Source organism: Enterococcus sp. AZ126, assembly GCF_051714545.1.
GTDB lineage: Bacteria > Bacillota > Bacilli > Lactobacillales > Enterococcaceae > Enterococcus_L.
In genome coordinates this window covers 366,392-389,479 of the sequence record NZ_JBIOSB010000001.1, presented here as the reverse complement: position 1 = coordinate 389,479, position 23,088 = coordinate 366,392, and the positions used below count along the sequence as shown (strand labels likewise).

At 34.5% G+C, this 23,088-nt stretch carries 20 protein-coding genes and 1 pseudogene; 12 read left to right on the top strand and 9 right to left on the bottom strand.

Annotated elements, in window-relative coordinates; all coding sequences use genetic code 11:
• Positions 1-90 precede the first annotated feature (90 nt).
• The gene (locus tag IGI43_RS01885; protein ID WP_438756123.1) at positions 91-1,902 is read left to right on the top strand and encodes a penicillin-binding transpeptidase domain-containing protein; all 1,812 of its coding nucleotides are present in this window, start codon (positions 91-93) and stop codon (positions 1,900-1,902) included.
• Between the two features lie 17 nt (positions 1,903-1,919).
• Here the strand turns inward: IGI43_RS01885 and efbA are convergent, their stop codons facing one another.
• Positions 1,920-3,626, bottom strand: a complete 1,707-nt coding sequence (efbA, locus tag IGI43_RS01880) for a fibronectin-binding protein EfbA (protein ID WP_438756122.1) — start codon at positions 3,624-3,626, stop codon at positions 1,920-1,922.
• Between the two features lie 180 nt (positions 3,627-3,806).
• On the opposite strand from efbA, the gene IGI43_RS01875 reads away from it, so the two are divergent.
• The gene (locus IGI43_RS01875) at positions 3,807-4,751 is read left to right on the top strand and encodes a DUF7916 family protein (protein WP_438756121.1); all 945 of its coding nucleotides are present in this window, start codon (positions 3,807-3,809) and stop codon (positions 4,749-4,751) included.
• A 44-nt stretch (positions 4,752-4,795) separates the two neighbouring features.
• Here the strand turns inward: IGI43_RS01875 and IGI43_RS01870 are convergent, their stop codons facing one another.
• On the bottom strand, positions 4,796-5,917 hold the full coding sequence (locus IGI43_RS01870; RefSeq protein WP_438756120.1) for a 5-methyltetrahydropteroyltriglutamate--homocysteine S-methyltransferase: 1,122 nt from the start codon (positions 5,915-5,917) through the stop codon (positions 4,796-4,798).
• Positions 5,918-6,133: 216 nt separating this feature from the next.
• A pseudogene (locus IGI43_RS01865) lies at positions 6,134-7,789 on the bottom strand (IS1182 family transposase); the annotation flags it as partial.
• A gap of 562 nt (positions 7,790-8,351) precedes the next feature.
• Here IGI43_RS01865 and IGI43_RS01860 point away from each other — a divergent pair.
• The 5 genes from IGI43_RS01860 (at position 8,352) to IGI43_RS01840 (ending at position 12,747) form a co-directional block, all read left to right on the top strand.
• Positions 8,352-9,014 (top strand): hypothetical protein, encoded by a 663-nt coding sequence (locus IGI43_RS01860; protein ID WP_438756119.1) that lies wholly within the window; start codon positions 8,352-8,354, stop codon positions 9,012-9,014.
• Positions 9,015-9,128: 114 nt separating this feature from the next.
• Positions 9,129-9,698, top strand: coding sequence for a GNAT family N-acetyltransferase (locus IGI43_RS01855; RefSeq protein ID WP_438756118.1), 570 nt, complete (start codon positions 9,129-9,131; stop codon positions 9,696-9,698).
• A gap of 371 nt (positions 9,699-10,069) precedes the next feature.
• The gene (trpX, locus tag IGI43_RS01850) at positions 10,070-11,059 is read left to right on the top strand and encodes a tryptophan ABC transporter substrate-binding protein (protein ID WP_438756117.1); all 990 of its coding nucleotides are present in this window, start codon (positions 10,070-10,072) and stop codon (positions 11,057-11,059) included.
• A gap of 18 nt (positions 11,060-11,077) precedes the next feature.
• Positions 11,078-11,965, top strand: a complete 888-nt coding sequence (locus tag IGI43_RS01845) for an ABC transporter permease (RefSeq protein ID WP_438756116.1) — start codon at positions 11,078-11,080, stop codon at positions 11,963-11,965.
• The gene (locus tag IGI43_RS01840) at positions 11,962-12,747 is read left to right on the top strand and encodes an ABC transporter ATP-binding protein (RefSeq protein ID WP_438756115.1); all 786 of its coding nucleotides are present in this window, start codon (positions 11,962-11,964) and stop codon (positions 12,745-12,747) included. Before IGI43_RS01845 ends, IGI43_RS01840 begins: the two co-directional genes overlap by 4 nt.
• Positions 12,748-12,772: 25 nt before the next feature.
• Here the strand turns inward: IGI43_RS01840 and IGI43_RS01835 are convergent, their stop codons facing one another.
• Both IGI43_RS01835 and IGI43_RS01830 read right to left on the bottom strand, forming a co-directional pair.
• The gene (locus IGI43_RS01835) at positions 12,773-13,243 is read right to left on the bottom strand and encodes a threonine/serine exporter family protein (protein ID WP_438756114.1); all 471 of its coding nucleotides are present in this window, start codon (positions 13,241-13,243) and stop codon (positions 12,773-12,775) included.
• 12 nt (positions 13,244-13,255) lie between these two features.
• On the bottom strand, positions 13,256-14,017 hold the full coding sequence (locus tag IGI43_RS01830) for a threonine/serine exporter family protein (RefSeq protein ID WP_438756113.1): 762 nt from the start codon (positions 14,015-14,017) through the stop codon (positions 13,256-13,258).
• A 250-nt stretch (positions 14,018-14,267) separates the two neighbouring features.
• Between IGI43_RS01830 and IGI43_RS01825 the strand changes: the two genes are divergently transcribed.
• Positions 14,268-14,474 (top strand): hypothetical protein, encoded by a 207-nt coding sequence (locus IGI43_RS01825; protein WP_438756112.1) that lies wholly within the window; start codon positions 14,268-14,270, stop codon positions 14,472-14,474.
• Between the two features lie 88 nt (positions 14,475-14,562).
• Here IGI43_RS01825 and IGI43_RS01820 read toward each other — a convergent pair whose 3' ends face one another.
• Positions 14,563-15,336, bottom strand: coding sequence for a Cof-type HAD-IIB family hydrolase (locus tag IGI43_RS01820; RefSeq protein WP_438756111.1), 774 nt, complete (start codon positions 15,334-15,336; stop codon positions 14,563-14,565).
• Between the two features lie 150 nt (positions 15,337-15,486).
• Here IGI43_RS01820 and IGI43_RS01815 point away from each other — a divergent pair, with 150 nt between their 5' ends.
• Together IGI43_RS01815 and IGI43_RS01810 are read left to right on the top strand one after the other, a co-directional pair.
• Positions 15,487-16,206 carry a winged helix-turn-helix domain-containing protein gene (locus IGI43_RS01815; protein ID WP_438758797.1) on the top strand — a complete coding sequence of 240 codons (720 nt, stop codon included), beginning with the start codon at positions 15,487-15,489 and terminating at the stop codon, positions 16,204-16,206.
• Entirely contained in the window at positions 16,207-17,673 is a 1,467-nt protein-coding gene (locus IGI43_RS01810; protein WP_438756110.1) for an ATP-binding protein, read from the top strand.
• Between the two features lie 37 nt (positions 17,674-17,710).
• Here IGI43_RS01810 and IGI43_RS01805 read toward each other — a convergent pair whose 3' ends face one another.
• The 3 genes from IGI43_RS01805 to IGI43_RS01795 all read right to left on the bottom strand — a co-directional run bounded on the left by IGI43_RS01805 (position 17,711) and on the right by IGI43_RS01795 (position 21,184).
• The gene (locus tag IGI43_RS01805; RefSeq protein WP_438756109.1) at positions 17,711-18,262 is read right to left on the bottom strand and encodes a hypothetical protein; all 552 of its coding nucleotides are present in this window, start codon (positions 18,260-18,262) and stop codon (positions 17,711-17,713) included.
• 4 nt (positions 18,263-18,266) lie between these two features.
• The gene (locus IGI43_RS01800; RefSeq protein ID WP_438756108.1) at positions 18,267-18,977 is read right to left on the bottom strand and encodes a hypothetical protein; all 711 of its coding nucleotides are present in this window, start codon (positions 18,975-18,977) and stop codon (positions 18,267-18,269) included.
• A gap of 107 nt (positions 18,978-19,084) precedes the next feature.
• Positions 19,085-21,184 carry an LTA synthase family protein gene (locus tag IGI43_RS01795; protein ID WP_438758796.1) on the bottom strand — a complete coding sequence of 700 codons (2,100 nt, stop codon included), beginning with the start codon at positions 21,182-21,184 and terminating at the stop codon, positions 19,085-19,087.
• Between the two features lie 314 nt (positions 21,185-21,498).
• On the opposite strand from IGI43_RS01795, the gene IGI43_RS01790 reads away from it, so the two are divergent.
• Together IGI43_RS01790 and IGI43_RS01785 are read left to right on the top strand one after the other, a co-directional pair.
• Positions 21,499-22,671 carry a class I SAM-dependent rRNA methyltransferase gene (locus IGI43_RS01790; RefSeq protein ID WP_438756107.1) on the top strand — a complete coding sequence of 391 codons (1,173 nt, stop codon included), beginning with the start codon at positions 21,499-21,501 and terminating at the stop codon, positions 22,669-22,671.
• 88 nt (positions 22,672-22,759) lie between these two features.
• Entirely contained in the window at positions 22,760-23,071 is a 312-nt protein-coding gene (locus IGI43_RS01785; RefSeq protein WP_438756106.1) for a hypothetical protein, read from the top strand.
• Positions 23,072-23,088 lie beyond the last annotated feature (17 nt).

Below are 23,088 nucleotides of genomic sequence, written 5' to 3'. Positions count from 1 at the left end.
ATGACAATTATTCTACTTATAAATTATAGTTAATAAGTACCTATTTATTTCACGGATAGAAAAAAGTTGATGAATGATTTGGAGAAAAAAATGAAAAAAATAAAAGAATTAATTAAAAATCGTAATCTTTCAACCTTAAAAAATCGTAAGCGAGTTGGCGTGATCGTATTATTTTTAACGATTGCTCTATTTTTATTATTTGTGATACGACTTTCATATATTGTAGTAACAGGTAAAGTTGCAGGTGTTTCTTTAGATGAAAAAACCAAAGAGCTTTACCAAGTTCACGAGACACTTGAAGCAAAACGCGGCTCAATTTTTGACAAAGATGGTAATGTCTTAGTGGAAGATTCTAGTGCATTTTCGTTATATGCGATTTTAGATGAAAACTATACTGATTTAGAAGGCAAAAAATTATACGTTCAAGAAAAAGATTGGCCAGCGATCGCAGAAATTTTTGAAAAATATGTGAAAATCGATAAAGCAACGACACTAAAGCAATTAAAACCTAACGTAAATGAAGACGGAGAACCTATTACAACAGTTGAGTTTGGAACAAATGGCAGAAATCTAAATTTTGAAACAAAAAGAAATATTGAAGAAGCATTAAAACAGCAAAATATATCGGGTATCTATTTTAGAGAAGAAAAAAAACGTAGCTATCAATCTGGAAATTTTGCGTCTTACTTTATTGGCTACACCCAAGAAGATGATAAGGGAAATGAAAAAGGTGTAATGGGGATTGAAGAAGCCTATAACAATAAATTATCAGGTAAAAATGGCTCTAGAAGTTTTGAAAAGAACTCTCCTTTAGGTGATGTAAAACCAGGTAGTGTAAAAGAAACAAAGCAGGTTGATGGAAGTGATATTTATACGACATTAGATAGTAATCTGCAATCTTACCTAGAAGAGTTATTGGACAATACAATGCAAAAGTATCAGCCAGAGCATATTACAGCCACATTGATGGAAGCAAAAACCGGCAACATATTAGCTACTTCTCAAAGACCTTCGTTTGAACTGGATACCAAAAACGGATTGGGGGAGGCTGAGAATAGTTGGAGAAATATTCTTTTAGAAGATGTTTACGAACCGGGTTCAACAATGAAAAGTATGATGGTCGCAAGTGCAATCGAAGAAAATAAATTCAATGAAAGTGAGCAATTCACCTCAGGCAGTATTAAGGTTGATGATGCAACGATCAATGATTGGAATAATGGAGTCGGCGAAGGGAATATGACGTTTAGACAAGGGTTAGCGTGGTCAAGTAATGTTGGTATGGTGACACTTCAGGAACGTATGCCAGATTTATGGCAAGAATACCTTAAAAAATTTGGTTTTGGTCAAAGTACAAATTTTGGATTATCTGGTGAAGCAGCTGGAGAAATCCAAAATAAGACAACAGTCGATCGCGCAATGACCTCTTATGGACAAGGTATTTCTGTTACCCATTTACAAATGCTTCAAGCCTATACTGCTATTGCCAATGGCGGAAAAATGATGAAACCGAATATTATCAGCAAAGTTGTTTCCCCAACTGGAGAAGAAACAACTATCCAGCCAGAAAACGTTGGAACGCCAATTTCTAGTGAGACGGCTGGAAAAGTGTTGGCGTACATGCAGGATGTTACAGTAGATCCTAAATACGGAATGGGAAAAGAATATGCAATCGACGGACTAAATGTTTCTGCAAAAACAGGTACAGCAGAATTTTTTGAAAATGGTAGTTATCAAAAACAAGAGTATCTACATTCTGTCGTTACGATCACACCCACTGAAAACCCTGAGTATATTTTTTATATGACCCTTAAAAAACCAGTACTGCAAGGTATCTCAGCAAATGACATTATCTCTGAAGTATCGAATAAATTGGTAAAACGAGCTATCGTTTCGCGTAATTAAAAAAACGAACACGTCTCTTAAAGAGGTGTGTTCGTTTTTAATGTTTCTACAACTTGTTCATCTGGTGTAACAAAGATTGTTTTTTGATTTTCATAAATAACATATCCCGGTTTGGCGCCATTTGGTTTATGCACATGTTTTACTTGGACATAATCAACGGGTACTTGAGCAGACAAGCGATATTTAGAATAATAAGCGGCAAGATTTGCAGCTTCTGATAGTGTTTCATCAGATGGATCTGTATCCTTGATAATTACATGAGATCCAGGAATGTCTTTTGCGTGGAGCCAAATATCTGTTTTTCTCGCTGTTCTAAGAGTAAGCTGATCATTTTGCAGATTATTACGACCAACAAGAATTAGCGTACCATCACTTGAATAAAATTCTTCTGGTTTGCTTTTCTTCGGTTGTTTCTGTTTCTTTGTGCCACGTTTTTTTACATAGCCTTGTTCAATCAATTCTTCCCGAATCATCTCGATATCCATTGGACCAGCGATTTCTAATTGAGATAAAACAGACTCCAAATAGCTGATTTCTTGAGTAGTTTGTTCAATTTGTCCATGCACTACTTTGACTGCATTTTTTAGTTTTTGATATTTTTGAAAATATTTTTGAGCATTTTGATTTGGCGTAAGTGCTGGATTTAATTTTATTTTTAATAAATGATCTTCTTCGTAATAATTAGGTAATTCAACGAATTCAGCGCCCTTTGGAACTTGAGTCATAAATGTCGTCAAAAGTTCACCGTCACGTCGATAATTTTCAGCATGTTCTGTATCGGCCAAAGTCTGTTGAAGCTTTATAACTTTACTTTGATTTCGTTTTAGTTCATTTTCAATTTTATGAATCAATTCGCCGCCTTGTTGTTTTACACGGTCTTTTTCAGCTTTACCGCCATAAAATGCATCTAGCAGTTTACTAAGATTTACAAAATTTTCTTGTTTTCCTTCCAAAGATGCAAAAGGAAGCGGCGTAAAGAATTCTTTATTTTCCCTAATTGTTAATGTTGGTGCAATTTCATGTTCAATCATCGACCAAAAGGTTTGCCAAACAGGCATTTTCTCGTTTGGTTGCCCATTTAAACGAAACGCTAGCTCATCTGCTGTGTCTTTCCCTAATCCTTGAAATTGACTTTGTAGGTATTTTCCATTAATTTCACTTGTTTTTGAAAGAATGTCAAAAACTTTTTCTTTAGTCGATAAGAAAGGATTTTCTAAATTTTGTTTGGGAGGATCAATGTATTCAACACCAGGAAGTAGTGAACGATAACTATTTTGAGAGCTTCCAATATGTTTGATGGCATCTAATATCTTGTCGTTTTCCTTATTTATCAAAACAATTGTACTATGTCTACCCATCAATTCAACGATTAAAACGATATTTTGTAAATCACCTAGTTCATCTCTTTTTGAGAAAGTAAAATGAATCACTCGATCGTTATCAATTTGATGGATTCTTTCCAAAATAGCTCCTTCAAGAAACTTACGCAGCATCATGACAAAGTTTGGTGGTGTACCAGGATTGGCATAAGCGATTTCGGTCAGTTGGATCCTTGCATAACTTGGGTGAGCTGATAGAAGTAATTTATGATTTTTTCCCTTAGTACGAATAATTAAAATAATTTCATTTTCATAAGGCTGGTGAATTTTTGAAATTCGGCCTGTGGCGAGGGTCTCGGATAATTCTGAGACCATTGCATGAGTAAATACGCCATCAAATGACATAAACATCCCTCAATTCTATATACATAATAATACTATTATAACGGAGTTCTTTTTATTTAGAAAGGAAGTGAGAAATAAAAGCTCAAGAATGTGAATTTGATGAATCGATTTAACAAATGACTGCGCTTTCCTGTAATATTTAGTATAATATAACTAGATTTAGTACAGGGAGGAAAGATCATGGTAAAAAGATTAATCAGTGCTAGTTACAGTGAAGTCGCAAAAATGACGGCGGAGGAGCTTAAGCAGTCAATCAAAGCGAGCGAAGGTCGGACGATCTTGTCAGAAAATGTCGTCATAACATCTCCTCAAGCTGGAGATATCAGTAATGCAGAAGTCGCTGCTGCATTTGGAGCAGATTTAATTTTATTAAATGTTTTTGATTGCTTCAATCCAATCGTACAAGGAATTCCAGGTATGTCTTTTGATGAGGTCATGAGCTATTGGCAGAACCCAGAGTCAAACAAAATCAATCCAATTCCTATTTTAAAAGAGTTAGTTGGACGTCCAATCGGAGTAAATTTAGAACCAGTTGATGAGTCATCGGCTATGTTTAGTGATAAATTAACCATCAGTTCTGGCCGCACAAGCTCAAAAGAAACGATTCAAAAAGCAGAAGAAATGGGCATTGATTTTATTTGTTTGACAGGAAATCCCGGGACTGGTGTGACTAATTTGGAAATTGCCAAAGCAGTTAAAATAGCAAAAGAAAATTTCTCTGGATTGATCATTGCTGGAAAAATGCATAGCGCAGGCTCAGATGAGCCAGTTGTTTCTATGGAAGCCGTAAAAGCATATGCAGAAGCTGGCGCGGATATCTTATTATTACCAGCTGTTGGAACTGTACAAGGTTTTGCAGAGGAAAATATGAAAGAGGCAGTAGCTATTGCAAAAAAATATAATTTATTAACAATGTCTGCGATTGGAACCAGTCAAGAAAGCGCGAATAAAGAAACAATTCGGCAAATTGCATTGACCAATAAAATTTGTGGGGTCGATATTCAGCATATTGGTGATGCCGGATATGGTGGACTTGCCCCAGTTGAAAATATTTATGAGATGTCTGTTGCCATTCGCGGAATGCGTCATACGATCAATCGAATGGCTCGTTCAGTAAATCGATAACAAAAAACAAGAAGCTGGTTTTATCCAAAGCTTCTTGTTTTTTGTTAGGCGTCTGGCCAAATTTGTTTTGCTGTATCGACAACTAATCTTACTTTTGCCCATTGTTCGTCCTCAGTTAAATAATTTCCTTCTTCTGTAGAAGCAAAGCCGCACTGAGGAGAAAGACAAAGATTTTCTAAGGGAATATACGTTGTCGCTTCCTTAATTCGCTTAGTTAAATTTTCTTTTGATTCTAATTCTGGAAACTTAGAAGTGACTAAACCAAGGACCACTTTTTTTGTGGGATCATTTTTGTAAATTTGTGCTAATGGTTCAAATCCACCTGAGCGGTCATCATCATATTCTAAGAAGTAGCCATCAATAGCCAATTGTGCTAAGTACGTCGCAACATGGTCATAAGCTCCTGCAATTGCCCAATCAGATTTATAATTGCCGCGGCAAACATGCATTGTAATTGTCAAGTCATCGGGTAAATCCTTCAGTAATTTGTTCACAACGGAAACACCAGCCTCACATTGCTGTTGCCAATGCTTGATTTCGTCTTCCGTCTTAGCATTTTCAATAAACCCAGTATACATCCCCCAAGAAGTATCATCGAGTTGAAGATAACGACAGCCTAAATCATAAAATTTCAGAATCGTTTGATGATACGCTTTTGCCAAATCATCGATAAAGGCATTTTCATCTTTGTAACTTTCATAAGTAAATGTATCACTCTTACGATTGAAAAGTAACGTTGGAGAGGGAATGGTAGCTTTCGCACTAATTCCTTCAGGTGTATGCTGCTTTAAAAAAGTAAATGCCTCAAAAAAAGGATGATTCGGATTGAAGGAGACTTTATCTGAAATTTCATAAGAAGCTGCTCTTGTTTCAACTTCATTAAATTGATAGCCATGTTCAGGTGTTGTTTGTGTTACCCCGTTTAATCCCCAAAGAAAGTCTAGATGCCACCAACTTCGGCGGAACTCACCATCTGTAACGGCTTTTAAGCCGTTTTTAACTTGTAGGTTGATTAATTCAATGATGGCTTGATCTTCAATTGTTTTTAGTTCTTGAGCAGAAATTGTTTGATTTAAAAAATTTTCTCTTGCAGTTTTTAATGTCGTAGGTCGTAAAAAGCTACCTACTTGATCGTATCGAAATGGAATCTCTTTAATAATTGTCATGTTGTTGCCTCCTTTTTAGTTGTATGCGTCTTGCCAAATCTTTTCTATAATTGTTTTTACAAAATTAATTTTCTTCCATTGATCTTTTTCCGTCAAGTGATTTCTTTCATGTGTCGATGCAAAACCATATTGAGGAGATAAGCAAACCTGACTTAGAGGTACAAATTGACAGGCTTTGTTGGAAAATAAAAAAAGAGCTTGGGACGTAAGTCCCAAAAACCTTAAAATAAAAGACCGAAAATCGTAAAAAATGATTTTCAGTCTTTTATTTTTTAGATTATTGGGAGAATCCTTCATGTTTTCTAGCTTACTTAGCCTATATTTCCTTAAATTTACTGCGATTAACGCGAATCCAATTTCATTGTGTGCCTGTTGTTTCCCTCGAACAGAGAACCGAGTGAACCCTAAACAAGCCTTCAAATGTCCGAAAGCTGGTTCGACGTCAATTTTTCGTTGACGATAGAGTTTACCTGTTTCTTCTTCTGAAAGCAGCTGTTGAATTCTTGCTTTAAAGTATTCCCAATTCATGTTCTTTTGAATCTCACGATTCTTGTCACTCTTCGCTTTTGTACACTGGCTTCGAAGAGGACAATTCGAGCAGTCTTCACATTCATACCGTTTTAAATAACGTTTAAAGCCATATTTATCTGTACGAATAGAATAGTTTCGAAAATTCATTTTTCGTCCGTTTGGACAAAGAAACGTATCATCTAATTCCTGATACGACCAGTTTGCTGGAAGGAACGGATTTTGTTTAAACTTTTTCTTCTGTTCTTTATGGTACATGGCATAAGTGATGAGTGGTGTTCGCTCGTGATCCTCTAAAACCGCTTGATAGTTTTCTTCTCCTCCATAGCCGGCATCTGCGACAATATAGTTTGGCAGATCAAAGAAACGCTCTTTTAAAGTGGTTAAAAAAGGGCGCAATGTTCGTGTATCTGTTGGATTTGAGAAAAGATCATAGCCTAAAATATACTGACTGTTCGTGGCGATTTGAAGATTATAACCTGCTTTCAACTGACCATTTTTCATATGATCGTCTTTCATGCGCATAAAAGTGGCATCTAGATCAGTTCTAGAGTAACTGTTTCGTTGCCCTAAAATCTGTCTATGTTTTTGATAAGCGAGTTTTCGCTCTTTAAAGTCCTTGAAAAGTGTCCTTAATTTTTTAGGAATTTTTCGTTTAGAACGGATTGATTTGCGCGTAATTCCATCCTCTGCTTGTTCGATTTTTTCTGTAAACTTTTCGACAACATGCGCGAGATTTTCTTCAATCTTACCTAATTCAGTGACAGATAATTCTTTTGAGGACTCTCGCTCAATTTCAGGAATAATTTGATTCTTTAACAATTCATCGTAGAGAAAATTTGATTTTTCAGTAAGCTTTTTATTAAAGTTATCAATGGATTTTCTCCAAACAAAGGTGTATTTATTGGCGTTGGCTTCAATCTTTGTACCATCGATAAAAATGGCTTCTTCATCGATTAATTGTTCCTTGACTAATTGGCTACGGAACTGGACGAAGCACTCCCGAAGGAGTGCATTCACTAAAGGATTCACTCGAAAACGATTGATGGTTCGATAACTAGGTTGATAACTTTGAGTAAGCCACATCATGCGAATACTGTCTTTCGTCAAGGCTTCAATCTTGCGACCAGAAAATACAGATTGTGTGTAGGCACATAAAATCATCTTCATCATCATTTTCGGATGATAAGAAGAAGGCCCCATTTGATGATGAAAAGGAAGAAAGCGTTCCTCCGGAATACTTTCAACTAATTGATCAATGACAAACGCAATATCGTTTTTTTCTAACTGAAAACTAAAATCTAGAGGAAGAACGACTTGATTTGTGGTATAATTTTTAAACATAAGAACACCTCGCTGACTTATTTGTTTAGTCACTTTTATTTTAGCAAAGGTGTTCTTATTTTTGTACAAAAAAACAATCCAGATGCCAATCAATTTGACTGGTATCTGGATTTTTCGTTAGTACTTACGTCCCAAGCTCGATTGAACGCGTTACCACCTTTAATTCAAAAATCTCTCACAAGATTTTTCTCAATTAGGCACAGATGCAATCAATACCTTAACGCTGTAATGGGCGTTCCCAATAAAAACTTAAAGGCCATCTTCCTGTTTTCTCAAATTATCTCTTTTCAGCTACCGAGACGCTCTCATTAATTTTCTAAAAACAGTACTCTTCTTTTCATCGTATTTTAATGTATTCATCATATTGAAAAGTATAGGCTAGAGAGATCTGTTTGTCAACCAATGAAGACAGATTCTATTATCATTGTTTTTTTTATAATTATATAATTTTAAGTGAAAAACCTCCTTTTTTATTAAAAATAACGCTGGTATTATTTGTTATACTAGGCAAAGGAATCAAGTACTAGTATAATAGAGTTACAAGTAGTAGAGGAGAGAAGAAATGAAGAAGAATTTTGTAGATGTTAAAGATGATTTTGTCGCTTATTTAAATAGACAAAAAAAACTTACGGCAATCATGCTGGCCGTGATCGTGCTATTTTTTATAAGCTTATTCATAGTAGTACCGAAAGTGCAAGCGAATATTCGTGCTTCTGAAATTAAGTCTTTAGTAAGCCAAGAAAAACTGGCAAAAAAAGCCAATTATTTAAATACTAAAACTGCTGATGAAGAAATCAAAGAAAAAACAGCAATGACGGTTTTATTCTCAGTACCTAGTGGAAAAACATATGAAAATGTCATTGATGTATTAAAAAGTTCTGAACAAATGAACGATTTCAATCATAGTATTTATATCTACCCAATGGTTTATAATGTGGGAGAAATTGAAAAAAATTACGAAATCAAACAGAACGACGTAACAATTATTTTCTTTGAAAATGGAAAAGAAAAAAATCGAGTTATCGTGGATGAAAGTTTTGATGCAAAAACGATGCTTATTCCATCTTTGAATCAGTTGCCATTGTCTAGTTTAGGAGAGAGTATTCAGCAGCCACCAGCGCAAACGACTAATACAACAGAGTCAACTCAACCATCAGCTGAAAATGCAAGCAGTGAAGAACAATCGATAGAAAATTCTGCAGAAGCGGATTCAGCTGCACAATAAAATCAATTTAGTAGAAAGAAGGGCTTGATATGAGAGAATTTATTCTATTCAGTTTATTGGGACTTTTTATGATAAGACCTAGAGTAAAGCGTGTATACGTGAGAAGTGAACGATGTGGCAAGAATTAAGTGGCGGACTTTGGCGACAGATTTAGTAAGAAAGAGGACTTGGCCTAAAACTGAGTCCTCTTTCAATCGTAATACGTCAAAAAAAGTCCGGATAACTGAAAAAGTTCGTTTGATTCCTTTTGACAAAATTCGCAAAGAGTCCTTAAAATGGTATCAAGATCCAGAAAGTATGCGTAATATAGTTGGAATAAAAATTATCTATACCAAAGAGCAAATTCAACAAATGTACGAATGGCAAAATGAGCATGGGCTACTTTATTATATTGAATATAATGGAGGGGATCGACCTCAAATAATCGGTGATGTCTGGTTAGCAGAAGATGATTACGCTATTGTGATCGATCAAGCATTTCGTAATCGTCATATTGGGAGAATCGTTACAAAATATTTCATCTATAAGTCAAAAAAATTAGGCAGAGATTTTATTACAGTCAGTGAAATATTTAATTGGAATAAAGCCTCACAAAAAATGTTCACAAATTTAGATTTTTATCCATTTAGAGAAAATAAAGATAGCTGGAGTTATCGTAGACGCTTAAAAAATCGTGAGAACTAAATAAAGTTCAAAATAATCTTTATTTAGATCAATTTTAGACTTGACGAACAAATTCTTTTTAGTGTAAACTGATTTTAACAGAAAAACTATAGGAGTGAGTACATGAACGGACTATCAAAACCAATCAAAGAATTGAATAATTCATGGCAAAACTGGCGTAGATAGTTGTATGTATGATACTCTCGTAGATACAACTTTAGAAGACAAATTCTAAATTTTGTATCTATGTCGGCTTATTAAAGATGATTTTTTGACCGCATAGAGGATCGTTCTATGTGGTTTTTGTTTATAAAACAACGACCGCTCCTTTTTAGGATTTGTCGTTGTTTTTTGTTTGAAATCGTTAAATTATAAGAGAGAGAGGAAAAAATATGAGAAAAAATCGTTTATTCGCTGTGGTAGTAATGATTGTTGTTTTTTTGATTGGATCATTTTTTATAGAAAAAAAAGAAACAGCAAAACAAAAACTTCCCACAGTTGGGGTCTTACAGTTTGTCAGTCATCCAGCCTTAGATCAAATTTATAAAGGAATTCAAACTGGTTTGAAAGAAAACGGCTATAAAGATGGCGAAAATATGCAAATTGTTTTTCAAAACGGACAGGCGGATCAAAGCAAACTAGCCACGATGAGCCAACAATTGATACAAGAAAAAAAGTCAGATGTTTTGATTGGGATCGCAACGCCGGCAGCTCAAGCGCTTGCTAATACAACTTCTGAAATACCAATCATTCTTGGGGCAATCACTGATCCGGTCAGTGCAGGCCTGGTAGCCGATGATCAAAAACCAGGAGGCAATATTACTGGTGTAAGTGATAAGTCACCAGTTGATGCTCAGTTTGATTTAGCGATGGAAATTTTGCCGAAAAGTAAAAAAGTTGGAATTCTTTATGCCTCATCTGAGGAAAATTCTAAATATCAAGTTGAAGAAGCAAAAAAAGTTGCTGAAGAGAAAGGGTTAGCAGTAAAAACATTTGCTGTTCCTTCCAGTAATGAAATAGCGCAAACAGTTCAAGTGATGACGAGTGAAGTGGATTTCATTTATATTCCCACTGATAATACAATAGCTAATGCAATGCAAACAGTCGTAAGCGAAGCCAATAAAACAAAAACCCCGATTATTCCTTCAGTAGATACAATGGTTGAACAAGGCGGACTGGCTACAGTCGGAATCAATCAATTCGAGTTAGGGGTTCAAACAGGAAAGATGGCAGCAGATGTTTTATCTGGAAAAGCAAAACCTGAAACGACACCGATTTATACATTTAAAACAGGGGATATCATCATTAATCAAAAGCAAGCAGAAAAATTAGGAATTTCAATTCCTGAAAATATCAAATCAAACGCAACCATTATAGAATAACCACAAGGAGAGGATCAAATGATAGTTTCAGCAATTGGACAAGGAATGTTATGGGCAATATTAGGATTAGGGATCTTCATGACATATCGTATTTTAAATTTTCCGGATATGACAACGGAAGGATCATTTCCACTTGGTGGAGCAGTTTGTGTAACAGCTATTACATCGGGGATTCATCCGATTTTTGCTACCTTGCTTGGTGTTTTAGCAGGGATGTGTGCCGGTCTTGTGACGGGTTTACTATTTACTAAGGGAAAAATTCCAGTAATATTGGCAGGAATTTTGGTTATGTCAGGTTTAAATTCTGTTATTCTTTATGTGATGCAGACACCAAATTTATCTTTATTAAACAAACCAAAAATCCAAGATTTCTTTTTACAACTAAATTTACCTAATTATTACGATATTATTTTTTTAGGGGTCATCTTTTTAACAATCATTATTAGTTTATTGCTATTTTTCTTTAATACGAATTTAGGACAAGCCTATATCGCAACAGGTGATAATGAACATATGGCACGTTCGATCGGAATTAAAACAGATTCTATGAAAATATTAGGATTGACGTTATCTAATGGTGTGATTGCATTATCTGGTGCGTTGATAGCCCAAAACGATGGTTATGCGGATGTCAACAAAGGAACAGGTGTGATCGTTATCGGTTTGGCATCGATCATCATAGGTGAAGTGTTGTTCGGGGAATTGACCTTTGCAGAGCGCTTGGTCGCAATTGTTGTTGGAAGTATTATATACCAACTACTTATTTTACTCGTCATCAAATTAGGATTTGACACAACCTACTTAAAAATCTTTTCAGCTGTGATTTTAGCCCTATGTTTAATGATTCCACAATTGAAAAAAGCATTGAATTTACACTTTTTACCGCAAAAGGAGGGTGAAAAATGAGTACAGTTTTAGAACTTAGAAATGCAACAAAGCGTATTGATAATGGACTGAACGAAACAAAAACGATTTTAAATCACGTGAATTTAAAAATTGCTCAAGGTGAATTCGTCACGGTACTTGGCGGAAATGGTGCAGGTAAGAGTACGCTATTTAATAGCATTGCTGGAACCTTAGCTTTAAGTGAAGGTGAGTTGTTCATCAATGATCAGAATATTACAACCTACTCAGAAGAAAAAAGAGCCAAATACTTAGCTCGTGTCTTCCAGGATCCAAAAATGGGAACTGCGCCAAGAATGACTGTTGCTGAGAATTTACTCTTAGCTAAGTATCGAGGAAAAAGACGTGGATTTCGTTTGCGTAAAATAAATGAAGAACGTACTTTATTTACTAAAATCTGCAGTGAAGTTGGTAATGGACTAGAAAATCATCTAGATACTCCGACAGGCAATCTTTCCGGAGGACAGAGACAAGCATTAAGTCTATTGATGGCAACTTTGACGAAACCTGAGTTACTGCTTTTAGATGAACATACAGCAGCATTAGATCCTAAAACGTCTAAACAATTGATGCAGTTGACAGACCAACGAATCAAAGAAGGGCAATTAACATGTTTGATGATCACTCATCGCATGGAAGATGCTTTACGTTATGGGAATAGACTGATCGTGTTACAAAAAGGTCAAATCATCAAAGATTTGAATCAAGTAGAAAAAGAAAAATTGACCTTGCAAGATTTACTATTGTTCTTTGAAGAAGAAGCAGAAGAAATCGCTCTTGACTAAAAAAGGTGTGAAACAAAAGTGAAAGTTACTTTTGTTTCACACCTTTTTTTAGTACTGATTTATTTTTGTCTACTATTTTTTTTAACAGACGTTCAACAATTCCAGTTACCATAAAACCAGCTGCAATTGCTCCTGCGGTCATGATTACTTTAATAATTGAATGTGCTCCTCCAATATAATCACCTAAAACAATATTTCTAACTGCTTGATAGGCAGGTCCACCTGGGACTAAAGGTACAAGACTAGGAATATTAAAAATCGTCATTGGCATTTTTTTTCTGCGCGAAAAATAGATACTTAACAAACCAATACCCATCGCACCAAGAAAATTAGCAAAAATGTCTCCTGAGTCCATATTTTTAGTAGACCAATAAATCATCCACCCAACAGCTCCAGTTATACCGCAAGCGTTTAACACTTTTCTAGGAACATTTGTAACAATTCCAAAAGTAACTGTGCTTAAATAGCTGAATAAACAATGAATAACCACTTCCACTATCATTTCCCCTTACATAAATAATTTAAATACGATCGCAATGCCAATGCCAATCGAACCAGCAACAAATATTGCTTCGGTTGCACGCGCCGTTCCACTTAATAAATGACCTGCTAGAATATCTCTGAATGAATTTGTGATCGCAACCCCAGGTACAAGGGGCATAACAGCACCGATAATAATGTTATCAATATTTACAGCTAAGTGAAATCTGACAGCTAAATAAGCGAATAAACCAATTGTAAAAGCAGCTAGAAAATCATCCAAAAACTTAATATTCAGTAAATTCTTGGCAAAAAAAGAAACGCCAAAGCCGACCATGCCAATGACAAAAGTCGCTAAAAAATCTTGCCAAGTTCCACCAAATATATACATAAGTGTACAACTGACCAGTCCTGCTGCAAAAATTTGTAATGAAACAGAATAAGTTGGCGCTTCATGATCGATATTTGAAAGTTTTAGATTCAATTCTTCTAAAGTGATTTCTTTATTCGCAAATTTTCGTGAGAGGTTGTTCACGATCGCTACTTTTTCTAAGTTGATACTTCGCTCTGTTACGTTTTCTAATTGGGTATAATTACTGGAACGAAAGCCCATGAAAAGACCTGTTGCTGTGACATAGCTAACACTTTCTTTTTGACCAGCATTTTCAGCAATTCGGTTCATTGTATCTTCAACGCGATAAACCTCAGACCCACTTTCAGTCATTATTTTACCAGCCATTAAACATGTATCTAAAATAAGCTGTATCGTTGATGGTTTCTTTTCTTTCATAGATCCAAAACTCCTTACTGTAAACGTTACACTAAAATTAGTGTATCACTTTTCTTAACCATTTTAAATGGATAGACCATTTTAACAGTCGAAATAGATAAATTTAAAACCTATTTGTTTAGATTATCCTTAAAATTATAAAGAAACACTAAAAAAACATAGGAAACTTCACAGATACCCAAAAGATCCTTGCATTTTCTAATCAAAAGTCCTATCCTTATAGGTAACAAACCAAAGGGGTCTAGATATTATGGGTAAACAATGGTCACTTTATTCAGTAAGCAGTCTGATTTTACTTGTATTGTTAAAAATAACCTTCGATCAAGGACATATAGGACTAAGCGTATTTTTACTCTTTCTCTTACTAATTCAAGTGACAGGAACCGTTATCTGTGTTCATCAAAAAAGACATAAAAAAGAAGAGGTTGGGACAGAAGCGTTTAACTCCGAGAAATAAGTTGCTTCTGCTCCAACCGTTTATTCAGATTCTTTAAGGCTAGGGTATGACTCATAGAGTATATCCTAGCCTTTTTTTAATCGTATTCTTAAATCAAATCAAAATGCTTTAAGGCATGGACGATTCCGCCTTCAGTATTTTTCTTAGTAATAAAACTGGATCGTTCTTTTAACTCATTTCGTGCATTGCCCATAGCAATTTTGTTGTCGCATGCTTCAAATAAAGCAATGTCATTCATTCCGTCGCCAAAGGCAAATGTGGGAACAGATGGCAACTCTAGTTTTTGAAATAGTTTTTTTACACCTGATCCTTTAGAAACACCTTTTCTGACAGTGTCAATAGAAAAGGGCCCATTACGATAAAAGGTCATTTCTGGGAAATGTTTCAAATAATGCTCGTCACCGTCTTCTGACAAAATCAACATCATATTGACTGTTTTATCTTTCAAGGTAGATCGATCGATCACAGGAGCATCAGAATGAATAAAATCATATGCTTTAGTTACTATCTCATTATGCCCAGAACACCAAATTTGACGATCATTGTAAAAGGAAAGCTCATGACCCAAACTTTTCACGTGTTCAAACATATTTAAGCACTCTTCATAAGTGAATTCATCTGAATAAACTTTTTTTCCATCAACTTGGATAAACTGACCATTCATAACAATAGCTGAATCGATGCCACTGTCCTTCATGAAATGATCGATTTCTACAACGGTTCGTCCAGTTGCGATTAGGGGTAAGACATTGTTTGCTTTCAAGCGGCTAATAGCCTCTGTTATCTCAGGTGTGATTTGTGACTTGTGATTCAATAAGGTTCCATCTAAATCAAAAAAAGCAACTGCTTGTATATTTTCCATGAATTTTCAACGTCCTTTCATACCTAATCTTATCAAAAATTGAACAAAAGACAAAGCTTTTTTGAAGAAAGAGAGAAGTTATTGGAGCTTGGTTATTTTTAGAGTATAATATAAATGACGTTAAATTTAAAGAGAAAGAGGCGAATGAAAATGAATGTATTGATGATTGAAGATAGTGTATCTGTATCAGAAATGATGCAAATGTTTTTTTTAAATGAGGGCTGGGAAGCGACGTTTGAATATGATGGTAAAGAAGGATTAGATACATTTTTAGCAAATCCAGAAAAGTGGGATATGATCACATTAGATTTGAATTTGCCGACGATGGACGGAATGTCAGTCTGTCGCGAAATTCGCAAAATTTCAAATACCGTTCCGATAATAATGCTGACGGCAAGAGATTCCGAAAGCGATCAAGTGATCGGTTTAGAGATGGGAGCAGATGATTATGTGACAAAACCCTTTAGTCCTCTAACGTTGATCGCGCGGATCAAAGCATTACATCGTCGGTCAGAGATCGGTGAACATGCGCCTGACTCTACGGATCGTTTAAGTGATACATTTGATGTGGAAACAGATCACTTTAAGATGAATACAAAGACAAGAGAAGCGTATCTGGATAATAAATTGATCGATGGCTTAACACCAAAAGAATTCGATTTACTTTATACATTAGCCAAAAAACCAAGACAAGTGTTTTCTCGGGAACAGTTACTTGAAATGGTTTGGGATTATCAATATTTTGGTGATGAACGGACGGTAGATGCGCATATTAAAAAATTACGTCAAAAAATTGAAAAAGTGGGACCACAAGTCATTCAAACAGTTTGGGGCGTAGGATATAAATTTGACGATTCTGGAGTAGCTTAGATGAAATATTTATATCAACAACTGCTGGCTTTTTGGGGTGTGATCATTCTTATTATTTTGATTGTCGGGACTTCTTTTACGCAATTGACGAAAAAAACGATGCAAGATAACAATTATGAGCAACTTAGAGGATATGCTATATCAGCGTGGAAAGCAAAAGATTCAATCAGTAGATTTCCTGGAATGACTGATCAGGATTTATGGAATACATCGTTTAGTTTATTTGAAGGTTTTTTAAGCAATCAAGATGTTCAATTTGTTTTTTATGATGAAACTATGCATGTACAATATCCTTTGAAGACTGAAAAAAAGATAGATGATTCTGTGATCAAAGAAAATTGGAGCGCTCTGATGCAAGGGCAGCAAGAATATACAACAATCAACAAAGATATATACGGAAACAAACGCATGTCATCATATGTGATGATGCCAGTCAGTACAACAAATGACCAAAATGAAAATATCATCATAGGTGCATTGATCATTACCCAGCCAGCTAAAAATGTTTCTGATAGTGTGGATGCGATAACTGCTAATTTGATCAAAGGGTTTATTATCTCAAGTATTGTAGGGTTGATTTTAAGTTATTTCTTTGCCAGTTTCCAAGTGAAGCGAATCAATCGTATGCGAAAAGCAACAAAGGAGATCACTAGTGGTAATTTTGATATCAAACTTGTGAGTCATGATAAAGATGAATTCGATGATTTGGCAGAAGATTTTAATAAAATGGCCGAATCACTGAAAGAATCCAGAGAAGAAATCGATCGGCAAGAGGATCGAAGACGTCAATTTATGGCCGATGCTTCTCATGAGATGAGAACACCTTTGACTACAATCAATGGCTTACTAGAAGGACTGCAATATAATGCGATCCCAGATGATCAAAGAGAGAATGCCATTAAATTGATGCAAAATGAGACCTCTCGTCTCATTCGATTAGTGAATGAAAATTTGGACTACGAAAAAATTCGAACCAACCAAATCAGTATCGTTGTAAAAAAATTCAACGCAACTGAAACCTTAAAAAACATTCTGACTCAATTGGAAGGAAAAGCTGATTCTGCGAATGATAAGCTTATATTGGAAACAGAAGAAGCAATCGAAGTCTATGCTGATTATGATCGTTTTGTTCAGATAATGGTGAACATTATTCAAAATGCGATTCAATTTACTCAAGATGGTGAGATTCGTATCTATCTGCAAAAAGGATATTTAGAAACAATCATAACCATTTCTGATACCGGTATCGGCATGTCAGATGAGCAGGTTCAAAATATTTGGGATCGTTATTACAAAGTTGACCCATCCAGAAAAAATACAAAATATGGTGAATCAGGCTTAGGTTTATCCATTGTTGAACAGCTAGTCAGACTTCACAAAGGAAAAATTAGTGTTACAAGTGAAGAAGGTAAGGGAACAAGCTTTACCATTTCATTTCCTGATATCGAAATACAAGATGAATTATAAAAAAAACCAGTTAAACAAAAAATGTTTAACTGGTTTTTTAAGCTGTTTTGATGATCTTATCCATATAAGGACTCTCAGCTATTTGGATATCGTTGGTCAAAACGAGAATGGCTTTTTGTTTTTCTTTTGCTATTTTTTGAAGAAGGGGTAATAGTTCTTGTCTTTGACCAATAGAAAGTGCTTGGAAGATGTCATCAATAATAATGATATCTTTTTCTACGAGAAGTAATTGGACTAATTGAAGTTTGATTTGTTCAAAAGTATTTAATTGTTCTTCAGATTTATTTAAAACACTCGTAGTAAGACCAACATAGTCGAATAAATTATTCAAAAATTTCTTTTTCTCTCTTTCTTTAATAGAAGAACCTACAAATAAGTTATCTCTGATAGACAGGTAAGGTAAAAAAATATTCTCAGATAAAATAAAGCCCACGGCCATTGATTGCTTCATATCAAATGTTTTATCAATAAGAAAGTAGAAATCTGCTTGAACACTACTCTGATCTTCTAAAATGACTGTCATGTGTTGTTGCTGGAACAATTCATTAAAGCTTTGTTCTGTCCAATTTTTTGCTAAAGAAAAATTCATTTACTCACATCCTAAATTCTTTTTTTGATTTTTTTGAAAGAAAATAAGTTGAAAATATTGTTATACTGGTTGTAATAGTTACTAATAAAAGACAATTTTTTATAAAAGCTTTTAAAATGGTATCAAAAGGTAGATTGTTTATGCTTGTAGTTAAAAAATGTGTGTCACTAGGTGTACTGATCAGTTGATTTGGAGTGTTCTCTACAAATACGTTGGGAGAGAAGAATGCTACTCGTTTAATACCCATTGCATTTGTAAGCAACGGTCTCATTTGTATTAAAATATATTCATATGTATGCTGACAGATTAATAGAAACACTGCCGTGATAAGTACTCCTATTAAAAGTGGAATAATACTTTCCAATATAGATTGTTGGATGACATAACGATTTGAAAATCCCATAATACGCCATTTCATCATATCTTGTTTTTTCATTTTTAATGAAAGATAGATTAATGTGCTAATTAAAACGATCCAAATAAAAAAGGTAACGATATATAAAGAGGAGTATAGTTGCATGATTTTTTGATAGTTCATATGATACTCATTATTATTGATAATAGTATTCACTTGATTATAGAAAGAATTTTCTATATCTCTAAGATTTAAAATGCTCGTTAATAAAAATAGAAAAAAAGCAGAACTGATACCAACGGCAAAGGAAAATTTTTTATGGTAAGAAACACTAGCAAAAGCGTAACGAATATTATTCAATTAGGATCACCTCACTAGTATTAGTATAAAAGAAGAATATGAATAAACTATGAATAAGATATAAAAAAGCTTGAGCAATTTGCTCAAGCTTTTATGATTATTATGTGTTATTTTCCAGATTTTAAATAATCTTGGTAAGTTTCAGTGTGGTATTTATCAACAGTTGACGTATCATTATTTTTACTATAAACACTTGTAGATTTATTGCCTTTGTCCTCTTCGATCTTCTCCAATTGTTTTAACTGATCTTTGTAATTATAGTCATCTGGGTTTACTGGAGTTAAACCACTATTGGTATAGAAACGAAGTAAGTCACCATTTGTAGTTTGATCCGACATTTGCAATTGCAAGTTGGCTTTTTCTTTTAATGCCTTAGCCTCTTGCAGCTCTTGTTCAGTTGGTGTTTCGATTAAACGACCTGTTGCAGTTTCATAGATACTTGAGCCAAGCATAGTGTATTTTGGTGAAACATAATTTCCATTTCTAAAAGCAACCAACTGCGAATTTTCTTTAGAAAATAAATCTTGTCCCATTTGAATGTAGTTCTTCGTATCAACGCCCATTAAGTGTAAAAGGGTAGGTAAAGCATCAATTTGACCACCATAAGTATGATTGATTCCGCCATTTGTTTGGCCTGGAATGTGGATCATATAAGGTACTCTTTGCATTGTTGAGTTATCAAAGTCATTCCATGTCGATTTTGTTTTTCCAAGTAATTCAGCTAAGTTTTGATTTCTAGAAGTTGAAATACCATAATGGTCACCATAAAGCACGATCACTGAGTTATCATACAATCCAGTAGCTTTTAAATAATTAAAGAACTCTTCAACAGATTTATCAAGGTAGTTAGCAGTTGCAAAATAACCATTGATTGTCTCGTCAGAAGTTTGAGCTATTGGAAATCCAGCTTCATCATTTGTAAATTGAGAATATGGATAGTGATTAGAAACAGCAATAAATTTAGAATAAAATGGTTGTTGTAAGTGTTCCAAGTATTGTGCAGATTGTTGGAAAAATGGTTTATCATGCAAGCCATACTGGAATGAATTATCTTCATTGACATCGTAATAATTAGCATCGAAGAAGTAGTTATAACCTAAATGTTTGTATGTCTCATTACGATTCCAGAAGTTTCCAGCATTTCCGTGGAAGACAGCACTTGTATAGCCCTCTTCTTGGCCTAAAATAGCAGGCGCTGCTTCAAAGGTATTTTTACCACCAACGTGGGTGAAAAGTGATCCTTGATCTAAACCAAACAATGAATTTTCAAACATCGTCTCAGCATCACTTGTTTTTCCTTGTCCTACTTGATGGAAAAAGTTGTCAAAACTATAGGTACTGTTGCTATGATATAAACTATTGATAAAAGGCGTAACAACATGTTCAGTGCCGTTTTCGTCTTTTAATTTGTAATCAATTAAAAATTGCTGGAAACTTTCCAAGTGAATATAAATGACATTTTTCCCTTTAGCCATGCCAAATGTATCAGGATTTGGTGCAGCATAATGATCTTTAACATAATCAGAAACAGTATCCATGTCATTTTCACTAGCTTCTGCTCGGACTTGATTTGTTTGATAAGTCGTAATACCATCGTAAACGGTGAAGGCATTCAAACCTAAAAATTTAATGATATAATCACGAGAAAATTGACGTCCTAATAATTGGGGACGAGCTGTCTCAGCTAAAGTCAAGTTTGCTACAAAAAATAAAGCCGATAACATGCTGATGGAAACTGCAACCCGTGCTCGAACTGGGCGTTCATCCATTTTGATTTTTTTAGTAAGCAATAAAATAGCCACAATAATAAAGTCAAGCCAATACAAAACGTCATAAGGTCTAAATAATCTTAGGGCACTTTCACCCAGACCGCTTGCAACTTTTCCAGTCGCCAGCATGGTATTGACCGTGATGAAATCAGTGAATTCTCTGTAATAAACAACATTAGAGAATAACAGTAAAGACATTAAGAAATAAATCACCATCATTGTAATGTAAGAAGCTTTCGTTCTTCTAACATACAATGCAATCGCCAATAAGAAAAAAGTGGAAGCAATTGGATTGATAAAGAGAATGAAATATTCAAAAGCATTCTCAATTCTTAAATTAAAATCAGTGGTGTAAGCAAAAATGTTTTTAAGCCATATCAGCACTGCAACAACTCCGAAAAGTCCTAAGCGAGTGTTTAAAAATTTAGGCATATGCATTTTTTTTATAATATTCAAAATAAACGTATCCTTTCTAAAGTCAGATCTAAAAGAAAACAAATGAAAAAGTATCAAATACTTTCATGTACTCTGTCAATTTTACTCTCTCTACAATTTTATGTCAATTTAAATTAGGAACGAACGGTATAAAAGTTAATAAAATTTTACTTTTCTTAAGATATGAGCGTGTTAGCTATTAGGAATAGCTAACGACAGAAGAGTTATTTTTTGATATACTAACAAATGATGAGGGAGTAGACAGCTGTATGGTTGTTTGTCATAAAATTAAATTGAGGTAAAGGATGTAACAGTTCATGAATATAATAGTAACAAAAAAATCAGAAAAAAAATTTAAAGCTAGATATCCGCTTATTCAAAAGGAAGATTTACTCGATATCCCTAAATCATTTTTAGCTGAATGGGTCAATTTTGTTGATAATAAGGGCTCTTTTATCGCAACAGGTTATCTTGGTGAACAAAATAAAGGAATCGGATGGCTGGTAAATTGGCAAGGAAAAGTAGATTCGCTATTTTTAGAAAATTTATTTTTGAAGGCTAAAAATCATAGAGTAAGATACGAGCAAGATGAATTCACAACAGCATATCGTCTATTTAACGGAGAAGGTGATGGACTCGGGGGCTTGATTATTGATCGTTATGATGATTTTGCCGTATTTTCTTGGTATAACGAAACGTTGTATAAAAAAAAGAAAGAAATCCTACAAGCGTTTAGAACGAGCATGCCAGAAATCAAAGGGGCATATGAAAAAATTCGTTTTTCTAACCATTCGTTACCTGAATCTCAAAAATTATTTGGAGAAGATGCAGCTGAACCTCTTTTAGTGTCTGAAAATGGCGTAACTTATGCTACCTATTTAAATGATGGGCTAATGACTGGAATATTTTTGGATCAAAAAGAAGTTCGTGGCCGCTTGATCGAAGGAATTGTTGCAGGGAAAACAGTATTGAACATGTTTAGTTATACTGGGGCATTTTCAGTTGCAAGTGCGATGGGCGGTTCAGACATGACCACCAGTGTTGATTTGGCGAAACGCAGTTTACCGAAGACAACAGAGCAATTTGAAGTGAATCATTTAGCTGTGGAAGATCAAAAAATCGTAGTGATGGATGTCTTTGATTACTTCAAATATGCTGTACGAAAGCAATTGAATTATGATGTGATCATTCTTGATCCGCCAAGTTTTGCTCGAAATAAGAAAAAAGTTTTTTCGGTTGCTAAAAATTATGGAGATCTAGTAAAGGATTCCGTTGACATTCTAAAAAAAGAAGGTTTGTTGATTGCTTCGACAAATGCGGCTAATATTTCTATAGAAAAATATAAAAAAATGATCGTTCAAGCGTTGGAAGAAAAAAAAGTACGTTATCAAATTAAAGAAACCTTTCAACTACCTAGCGATTTTAAAACAAATAAACATTTTGAAGAAGGCAACTACTTAAAAGTATTTTTTATTGAGATACAAAAATAATTGGTTCCTTCAAGTATAATACACATTTCCGTTTATTTATGCTTCATCTCTTTACCACCAGCAAGAAGCGTTTGAACGGCAAAGTGTAATGCTGGCAATGACATTAAAAGATCTTGTCACCACCGGCACAAAAGAAGTTTATGCAACAACGCTTTTTAAAGATTCGTCTATTTTCAATAATACAAAGAAAAATTATCCTATTCTGCAGGAAATGGTACCACCGAACTCTGCCATATTCTTTCCTAATCAAATTTTATTTAGAACTTACACTGGAATGGAGATCATGATCCAGCAATTTGATGTTTCTAAATTCGATAAGGACCCTAGTGAATTGAAATTAACAGATTACTACTATGATATATACGAAAAAGATAAAAAACTATATATAATAATGAAATAGAGAAATACAGAGGAAAC